9 protein-coding genes are annotated in these 9,263 nt (G+C 38.6%); 5 read left to right on the top strand and 4 right to left on the bottom strand.

Translation table 11 applies throughout. The features are described 5' to 3' along the window. Together AC1DOV_RS34260 and AC1DOV_RS34255 are read left to right on the top strand one after the other, a co-directional pair. Positions 1 to 188, top strand: a 188-nt coding sequence (locus AC1DOV_RS34260; protein ID WP_477552119.1) for an IS3 family transposase, incomplete at its 5' end; no start/stop codon positions are given. Positions 189 to 494: 306 nt separating this feature from the next. Next, positions 495 to 752, top strand: coding sequence for a hypothetical protein (locus AC1DOV_RS34255; RefSeq protein WP_441887202.1), 258 nt, complete (start codon positions 495 to 497; stop codon positions 750 to 752). A gap of 462 nt (positions 753 to 1,214) precedes the next feature. Here AC1DOV_RS34255 and AC1DOV_RS34250 read toward each other — a convergent pair whose 3' ends face one another. From AC1DOV_RS34250 to AC1DOV_RS34235, 4 genes are all read right to left on the bottom strand, one after another. Beyond that, complete coding sequence (locus AC1DOV_RS34250; protein ID WP_477512996.1) at positions 1,215 to 2,318, bottom strand: Ger(x)C family spore germination protein; 1,104 nt, start codon at positions 2,316 to 2,318, stop codon at positions 1,215 to 1,217. Position 2,319: 1 nt separating this feature from the next. Continuing rightward, positions 2,320 to 3,393, bottom strand: coding sequence for a GerAB/ArcD/ProY family transporter (locus AC1DOV_RS34245; RefSeq protein WP_477512995.1), 1,074 nt, complete (start codon positions 3,391 to 3,393; stop codon positions 2,320 to 2,322). A gap of 15 nt (positions 3,394 to 3,408) precedes the next feature. Continuing rightward, on the bottom strand, positions 3,409 to 4,851 hold the full coding sequence (locus AC1DOV_RS34240; protein ID WP_441887196.1) for a spore germination protein: 1,443 nt from the start codon (positions 4,849 to 4,851) through the stop codon (positions 3,409 to 3,411). Between the two features lie 440 nt (positions 4,852 to 5,291). After that, on the bottom strand, positions 5,292 to 5,426 hold the full coding sequence (locus tag AC1DOV_RS34235; protein WP_441887207.1) for a hypothetical protein: 135 nt from the start codon (positions 5,424 to 5,426) through the stop codon (positions 5,292 to 5,294). 336 nt (positions 5,427 to 5,762) lie between these two features. On the opposite strand from AC1DOV_RS34235, the gene AC1DOV_RS34230 reads away from it, so the two are divergent. The 3 genes from AC1DOV_RS34230 (at position 5,763) to AC1DOV_RS34220 (ending at position 8,924) form a co-directional block, all read left to right on the top strand. Further along, complete coding sequence (locus tag AC1DOV_RS34230; protein ID WP_441887206.1) at positions 5,763 to 7,082, top strand: IS110 family RNA-guided transposase; 1,320 nt, start codon at positions 5,763 to 5,765, stop codon at positions 7,080 to 7,082. Positions 7,083 to 7,566: 484 nt separating this feature from the next. Next, complete coding sequence (locus AC1DOV_RS34225) at positions 7,567 to 8,028, top strand: SMI1/KNR4 family protein (protein ID WP_441887194.1); 462 nt, start codon at positions 7,567 to 7,569, stop codon at positions 8,026 to 8,028. 119 nt (positions 8,029 to 8,147) lie between these two features. Continuing rightward, entirely contained in the window at positions 8,148 to 8,924 is a 777-nt protein-coding gene (locus AC1DOV_RS34220) for an imm11 family protein (protein WP_441887192.1), read from the top strand. Positions 8,925 to 9,263 lie beyond the last annotated feature (339 nt).

The raw sequence follows: 9,263 nt of genomic DNA, 5'->3' as shown, positions 1-9,263 counted from the left end.
ACAATGCCTCTATGGAGAGCTTTTTTTCGCATTTAAAAGCGGAAGCACTCTATCCTTATCATATCCGAAGTTTAGAAGAGGCACAAAGGAGAATTGAAGAATATTTGCATTTCTATAATAACGAGCGACCGCAGAGAAAACTAAAAAAAATGACGCCTGTTGCTTACAGACGTCAGCTTTCTGCCTAGGTGTTTTTTGCAATGTCTACAAATAGGGGTCTTGACCAAGGCTCTCAGAAACATAAGTGGGCTTTTTTTATTCTCAATTGATTTGAACGAATTTAGTCAAGGGGTATTATGTCAATTTTTGTCGAATTTCGAAAATAATTCGCGATCGTGAATTTTCATTTACATGTGGTACTATATGGGTTTAAATTGAATTAATATTTAGTTTGAAGTACTCATTGACAAAATTAGAATCATAAAATTTCAGCTTGAAATAACAAAGCCGAAAAAAACTAAACAAGTTTGCTAACGCGAGAGGAGACATAACAAGTGTTTATGGAATGGATTGATCACAAGCTTGAACAAAGAAGTTGGGAAGTTTTGAAAGTATGTGAAGAAGAAAATGAGGGTCTTTCTAAAAGATTTAATGATATCTTAAGTGAACTTAAAAAAGTCACACCTGAGTCTGCACATAATTCTCTATATGCACTCGAAGAAATATGTGCTCAAAAGAGTCTTGTTATTATGCAGGCATACCGAATAGGATTTTCAGATGCTATGAAACTTAAATCTACAGTTTTAGATTAGAGAATTAACAGGAAACATTTTTGCTTATTAGTTGAGATTACTCATTATCCAATGAATATACCAACAGAAAACTACAATAAGAACTTGGACTTGCAGAATTATTATTTGGTGGTTGAGGGCGTTCTGCTAACGCCGAAGATATATGCCATCTCCTAACCAGGTACATACTTCCCCGTATTGCGCGCATCGTCGATCAGTGAAGGGAATGTTAATGTCTCTTATACTCAAGTTCTGAATCATCTGAATCTTTCCCGTGTAAACTGACATTTTTTGAGTGCGAGCCACCCATCCAGGTGGCTATTTTTTATTGCTCATTAAGTGACCTATCTGCTAAAGGCTAAGGGTATAAGGATTCATCTAGTTGAACCATAATACGAAAGGGCAGAATGTTTAGTAGTGAAGGATTTCTTCTAAATTCCAGTGGTAAGGAAGAATTCCCAATCAGGGGAGAAGCCACTGATACTAATGACGAAATCCATAATCTTTTATTTTTATATTAACCTTACATTGTATGTTTAAAACAGGGTACTGATCATTCCAACTTATGTCCTTCCAAGCATAGTGAGTCATGCTATTTCTGAAATATGTTCCTATGCCAAGACTGTCTGTTTTTTTTTCTTGCAGGAATTTTATGATTCCTTCTGCCCGTTGAGTTAATATGTTGGAGATATCAAGTTCCAACTTTTTTCTTTCGGAATCATTACTCATCATTAATTCACCGATGTATTCTAATATCGAAGCCTTTATATCAACATTAATAAAAACACTTGTTTGCCCATCATTTTCGTGTTTAACATAAACCTTCCTTGTGCTATTCATAGAGTTTAACATGATTGTTTTACTATCTAGCGATTCTTCTTCAATTAAATCGATATTTATTTCGCCATGATTAAAGCTGTCAAGTAGAAAACTGAAAATCAATGAATCTTCTGATTTTATCTTGCCTACATATTTGTCATCTTTAAAAAGAGCAATTCCATCTATGACTATACTTTCCCCAGCATCTTTAATAAGAGGAGCTATTGGGTCAATCCCATCATCATAATAATCTCTTACAAACGAATATAATGTGGTAAGCGGTATGGTCTGCCCCTTTGCTTCTTTTTGTATAAGACGATCGATGTATTTTCCTGTTCGGGGATAAGAGGTATAGTTCTTTTCGAGCAGATTTTTTGCATTCCCATCTACAACAACAACTTTGACTTGATCAGATATGGTAGGATCTCTCAATAGCGTATCCATGAACTCCCAAATTCCTTTTTTTGCTAAGGGTAACCCGAACAGAGTGGTTCTTAATTGTCCACTAACTAGCGTCAGATTGGTCTTTTTTGCAAGAAGTATTCGGCCTTCTTTGCTGCTTTTCGCCTCAGTTGAAATAAAGTCTCTTGATGTTTTTATTTCTGGGTTTGCAATGGGAACGCTTATCCCATAATTTATTTTTCCATCAGGCAAAAGATCATAACTTGTAGATTGAATGAAGCCTGTATTCTCAAGAATTCGTTGATCGCCACAGCCAGTAAGTACAAGCGTAGCAAGAATCCAGAGCCAAGCACGATTGTTAATCACTTTACAACTCACCTCTAGTCTTTTGTACAAGCAGAAGAATAATCAAAGCAATAGGCAATCCAAACGCAACACACATTTCTATATAACCAAGGATTGTCAACCATTGCTCTAATTCACTCAACCCATCGAAAATAAAGGAAATAAAATAGGACACTAAAAGGATAACAAGCAATAAAATCTTTTGGCTTATTGGAAACATTCTTATACTGACTTCTTTAGCTGCCCACCAAAACATGACTGATGTAACAATGATTGAGAACATAAAAAAAGCATAAAACAAATTTTCTGTACCCTGAATAAATGGAAATTGTATGTACGCGAGTATATTCAGTAGTGGATACTCTAAGTCCTTTAAGTATTTGTGACCGAAGAAGCCAAAGGCGATAAAACTGGTATATATATAATTGAGGAAAATCAGGAAACTTCCACTCCAAACCGCTTTCATTAAATTTGTTTTTTGATCAGTGTATGGGAATAAAAGCAAACAGAGTTCATACCCCAAAAATGCTAAATAGATACTCGCAACACCTTGCATGTTTATTGCGCTTTCTTGAAAGAAAAATGGAGTCAAACGGGACCATTGAAAATCACCATAAAAGTAAAATAGCAATAATAGCAGCCAAATAATTGCCCAAAAAAAGACTGTTGCTGCTTTTGAAATATTGTATATACCTTTGAGAATGAGGAAGAAGGCAAGGCCGTCGAAAACCAGCTTAAATACCATTGAGTTCGTTGTTGGAAAAGCAATCATTTGAAATACCATCACGTATTGCTTTGCAATTAAACAACCGATCATCATCCATAATAAGACTAATGATAGATAGAAAGGGAAAAGAATGAATTTAGGTATGGATTGCTCCATGACTACGAATATAGATTTCCCTTTACCAAGGCGGTGTACAATAGAAATCAATAAAATATTTAAAGAAACAATCATGAAAATTATAACTAATGCAAGCCAACCGTTTGTTCCAAAATAGTGGGCTAGTAGCCGAGGGAGTGTGAATATCACCATACCTGTCTGTGTCATAAAAATCAGAATAGTCACATGAAATTGTGATAATTTTTCCTGCATTTTGGGGACCCATCCTTATTTTCTCATCTTATTCCTAACCTTATTAGGTGACTTGGTTTGAGTAGGTCTTTCTTTGAGAAAGCTAATTGGTGCAGTAATGAAAACATCCTTCCAATCCTTTGGCTTGAAAGGAGCAACGGGAGTAAGGTAAGAAGAACCGAGACTGGTAAGTCCACATATATGAATCACAATCGCCGTGATACCTACTGCCAATCCAAAGTTTCCCCATATTCCTGCAAGTAATATTAACCCAAATCGAAGTAATCGAATGGAATTACTCATGACGTAGGCCGGAGTAACAAAGGATGCTATGGCAGAGGAAGCTACGGAGATGATAAGAATGTTACTGGTTAATCCTGCTTGAACTGCAGCCTGTCCAATTACAATACCACCGACGATACCAATCGTTTGACCGATTTTGGATGGCAATCGAGCACCCGCCTCGCGAAGGAGTTCAATTGTTGCTTCCATAAATAACGCTTCTATAAGAGGCGGAAATGGAACTTTGCTTCTTGATTCCGTAAGAGTCAGCAGCATGTTCTCTGGGATCATTTCATAATGATAGGTAGTCACTGAGACATACAATGAAGTAAATGAAAGTGTAATTATGAGCGCGGTAAATCGTAATAAGCGACTTGCGGTTCCGAGCATCCATCGTTGATTATAATCATCAGAAGATGAGAAATACTCGAAGAATGAAGTTGGTGCGCTTAATGCCGAGGGACTGCCATCCACAATGCCAACAATTCTGCCTGAAACTAATTTTGAGGCCATGGCCTCTGGGCGTTCAGAAGTAAGAAATTGTGGAAAAATGGAATAAGGTGAGTCATCAATGAATTGAATTAGCATATTGGTATCAAATAGTGCATCGATCTCTATATTGTTAATTCTAAGTATGGCCTCATTCACATAATCCATATTGGCGATATCTTCAATATATAGAAGATAGACATCTGTTTTGGTTATTTCCCCAACAGATAGTTTGATCACTTTCAGATGAGAGCTTTTAATGCGCTGACGAATCAATGATAAATTGATTCCAGCTTGTTCAGTGAATGCGTCATGCGGACCTGTTATGACCGTTTCAGATTCAGATTGTGAAACAGAACGTGCTTGCAGGCCAAACACATCGACGAGAAAAGCATTTTCATTATAAAAAATTGCAACCCTTCCTGATAAAATTCCGGTTATTATTTCTTTGGCATCTGTAATTAAGGTAAACTGAGATCTTTCTAATACTAAGGGAACCTCCTCAATATTCAAATTTAGTAAGGGAACCATAACTTCACGATACAGCTTATCATGATCAACTTGATGACTAAAATAGACCAAATCCATTTTGATTTCGGGGTAAGACCTGTGGGTAAGATCTACACAATCATTAAATTGATTTAGTGTATGCATAAGAGAAGGTTTTTCGGAGTTAAATTCCGAGACTGAAGTACCGGAAACATACATAAAGAGTCACACACCTCTATCATTTTTGATATTGGTAATATGTCCTATAAGTAATGGATTTAATCGTTTGACTTTATATTGATCATCTTGAAATTGTGTCAAACCAAGTTTAAAAATTTATTTTGGATGCGGACGTATGGATAATGATGTAAATTCAACTTCTGGAAGAGGGAAGGAAGTATTACTACTACACACCGACCAGACTATGATCTAAATTTAATTTTTCATTTTGCTTCACACGTTATTTGGGTTCCATGAAACGGTGTGTATGTCGGCGGATGAACAAGTACCTTCTCATAATATCTTTTTATTACTGCCTATATTTGCGGACTTAGCAGTCTTGCGATAAATTGCAATATATTCAGCTTCGTCTTCGATTTGTATTGCCGATACGTGGGTAGTTTGACTGAATAACATTATACAGGCGGCAAAAATGAATTTTAACATTGGTCCTCCGCGGCTACCTCAAGATTATGCTCAAACTGAAAGATCTTTCCGTGCGGTATTCCTCGGTCAGTGAATGCTTGTGCATGACTTTCTCCTTTGGAAACATCCAGTCCGATGACAGGATTCATGTAACCACTCCTTGTTATATATTCGCCGGAAGCCCCTAACCTTCTTGTCGTCCACATTATCGCATGTGATTCGGGGTCATGCCCCAACTAGCCTAATCATGGTTTAACAAGTAGGGGGATGAACGGAATAGCTCTCGAGATCCAAGTCTCACGGGCAGAAACGTTCGATCCCGAGCTACCGCTATCTTACGACCACACAAAAATGAGGTCGACCAGTAATTTCTGGTGACCTCATAATACTAACGGGCAGCATTCCTATTATGAAGAAATACGAGGTTTGAGAAATAAAAAGACTCCTTGGTATGATGTTAATGGGTCCATAATGCTGGCTAGCTACTGGATCCAAATACAAACCAAGGAGACTACAACAAGCATTCTACTCAAAATGAACGAATTAATCAAATCACTTCTTCTACTTTAATTGTCGGAGTCGACATTGCTAAATTCAAACATGTGGCCAGGGCACAAGACTATCACGGAGTCGAGCTCGGTAAATCGATCACGTTTGAAAACAATCGAGAAGGTTTTGAATTATTCATTAGTTGGTTCCAAAAGATTGTTGCGGAACAAGGGCTTCAGGACGTCATGGTCGGCATGGAGCCGACTGGTCACTACTGGTTAAACTTAGCTCATTATCTTAGAGAGCAACAAGTTAAATATGGTGTTGTAAACCCACTACACGTGAAGAAAAGCAAAGAGCTTGATGACAATTCTCCGACGAAGAATGACATCAAGGACGCTAAAGTGATTGCACAGTTGGTCAAAGATGGGAGATACGCTGTACCTAGCCTTCCACAGGGCGTTTATGCTGAACTGCGGGAAGCCATGAAAATTCGCGAGCACCTGACAACTGACCTTTGCGTTGTGCAAGCACGTGTCCATAACTGGCTAGATCGGTATTTCCCCGAGTTTCTGACGGTATTTAAGGATTGGGAATGCAAGTCAGCCATCCAAATGCTAAGTCTCTATCTACTGCCACATGAGCTTGTTTCCGTACCAGAGGAGATCCTGCTGCAGCATCTGAGAGAAGCTGCAAAGCGTGGGCTTGGTCTAGGCCGAATCAAGAATCTGAAGGCAGCAGCCAGCCGTTCTGTTGGTATCCATCAAGGTTCAGAGTTGGCTAAAATGGAGTTGAAGGTGCTGCTGAACCAGTACGAATGGCTTCATAGAAAACTGGAAGAACTGGAAACAAAATTGGAAGAATTACTCAAGCAGATCCCACATGTACAACAATTGTTGGCCATGAAAGGGATTGGAAGAGACACCATCGCGGGCTTTCTAGCTGAGGTAGGCGATATTAGTCAGTACCGACATCCCAAACAGATCACGAAGCTCGCTGGATTGAATTTGAAAACAAATTCATCAGGCACACATACCGGACAGACTAGGATAACGAAGAGAGGTAGGAAACGCCTTCGTGCCTTACTCTTTAGAGTGATGATGCCGCTGGTCGCAAAAAACGCAGCCTTCCGAGCTTTGCACGAGTACTACACCAAACGGTCGAGAAATCCGTTGAAGAAAATGCAGTCTCTCATCGCATTGTGTAACAAACTCATACGCATCCTATTCGGCATATTGAAAAAGGGACATGAGTTCAGGGAAGAAAAGATGATGCAGGATATCCCTCGAGGTGTAGAATTACCACAAGCGGCTTAACAGAACGTTTTCCAAAGATAACGACCTAAACCAAAAGATAGATAACAAGAAGCACGGATGAGTCGGAACGGCACAATCCATACGGACGAAGATCCTGCCGGGCAGCATATCTGACCTTCACCTCATGGACAGGTTGAATGAAGGAATGTGAGAGCGTAGACTCTGCGAGATGTGGGAGGGTTGACCGCCATGAGCTCATGTGGAGATCCAAAGGTGCAACCAAACTTTACCGGAGAAACCACTTTTTACAGCAAGTGGTCTAGGTGGAGACTTTTTTGCACTTTTACCAGTCCCATAAATTTCTTAATCTACAACTTCGTTCCACTGAAGTGTTATCTGTAATGAGCAAACATGGTTAATATACTAAGAAAACGTGAGTATTTAAGAGAAAAGTGATTCTCCATAGAGGGAGGTTACGTTAATGAAGGAATTATTTAAGTTCTTCCCGAATTATGAGTTATCCCACTAGGAAGCAGGTTTATTAGTGAAAAGTGATCATTTGTTAAAGCTTCTGTATGATAAGAATTTACATACTGTTCGTCCATTTGAAGGGTGTAGCGAAACAGAAATAAAGTTACTTGAGCAAGAATTGGCAATCAAGTTACCGGAGTCTTATCGGCAATACTTGCTTGCTGTTGGTCATAATTCGGGAAGATTGTTTCAAGGTACAGATATGAAGTATTCACAATTAAAGGAACTTCAGTATGCGGCCAAGGAATTATTGCGCGAGAATAATGACCTGATATTAATGCCTGAGAGTTCTTTTGTATTCTCAATGCATCAGGGCTATGAAGTTAAATTTTTTGTGTTAAGTGTAGGGGATAATCCACCGATTTTAGAATGGTACGAGGGAAGTACTAAGGGGATAATTACGCTCTTTGATACGTTTGAGGAGTTTCTTTCTGATTCAATTTATAAGCATGCAGCTATAAAGTGGCTTGATTGAATTAACGGGACACGATAGTTGAACAATCAAGGAGCAGTTTGCTGCGGCTGCTGCTCCATTAGTCGAATTACTTACAGGAAAAATGAGGGTTGGGACTTCAGAATGAAAGGATGAACAATATGAAAGTTTGGAGATTACTTTATAGTTCAAATGCCACAATATTAATGGTTAAAAATGATCAACTGCGAATTATTAATTTTGAAGGGAAAATAGATGATTTTACTCCTATTGAAATGAAAGTGGTGAAGAAAGGTAAATACAATGATTTTTATGGTTTTTTGCCTGAGATACCTATTATTTCTTTGGAAACAAAGGAGTTTCTTTCTCCATTCATTAAAAAAAGTGTGCAATTTCTTGATTTCAAATTGAAACAAGACATATGTGGTTTAAACGTGACTAATGTGATCGATTGTATCGATTATGATAATTCTATAATTGAAGATGGTTCAATTATAAAAATTGAATTCGATAAAAGTAAGTTGGAGGGTCAATATATTTTTAAAATCCCTCAACATAGAATGATAGCTGTATATGTCACTGACGCTTTAAAAGATATTATTGAAAAATCGCCTTTTAAGGGCTACGAATTCGTTGAAATATGGGATTCAATGAACACGGGTGATGAAGAGAGAGAAAGAAAATTGAGATATGAGGAGGAAATTCAGAGAATAGAAAACATCGAAGGAAAGACTTATACTTGGTCCGAAGCCTATGAATTGGTTGAGCAAGGTAAATCAGTTATTAGTAGCAAGTGGAAAATACAGAGAAATAAAAACGGTGTTATTGTTCTAGGTGATTTGCTAGATGCTCTTAAATATCGCTGGATGGAACCGATGTTCTGGCCTCCAATTCTCTTTGACTTAACCTGGTATGAAACGGAGAAATCAGATATATAATCGGTGATTATAGTGACGAGGCTGCTGGCTTAGAGCGGCGACCTCGTTAAGCTCCCTTGGTACGTTATAATTTTCTCACGAATGCTCGCTTATTCGCAGGATTTCGCCCGGATAGTAAGGGGGGGAAGACATGAAGGGAATACCCTGTTAGACTTCGGTAACATGAAGGCGCACGGGAATAGAGGAGGGATATAACCGTCCTATATACTTCCATTTACTGCACGCATTCTCCACGCCACCCTTGGAGGTTTTCACTCCCATGTCTTAACGGGTCTATGCCCTCTCATTCCTTCGTTACGCCTATCCAAGGGGTGGAGGCCGGTCTTGCTAACGGTACGG

The organism is Paenibacillus sp. 01T47 (assembly GCF_056398245.1).
This window is presented reverse-complemented; position numbering and strand designations above follow the sequence as displayed.

What these genes read in the sequence shown, in the direction of transcription:
- AC1DOV_RS34245 (WP_477512995.1), bottom strand. Translation starts at nt 3,393, where the DNA reads ATGCAGGAAAAATTATCACAATTTCATGTGACTATTCTGATTTTTATG.
- AC1DOV_RS34240 (WP_441887196.1), bottom strand. Translation starts at nt 4,851, where the DNA reads ATGTATGTTTCCGGTACTTCAGTCTCGGAATTTAACTCCGAAAAACCT.
- AC1DOV_RS34235 (WP_441887207.1), bottom strand. Translation starts at nt 5,426, where the DNA reads ATGAATCCTGTCATCGGACTGGATGTTTCCAAAGGAGAAAGTCATGCA.
- AC1DOV_RS34220 (WP_441887192.1), top strand. Translation starts at nt 8,148, where the DNA reads ATGAAAGTTTGGAGATTACTTTATAGTTCAAATGCCACAATATTAATG.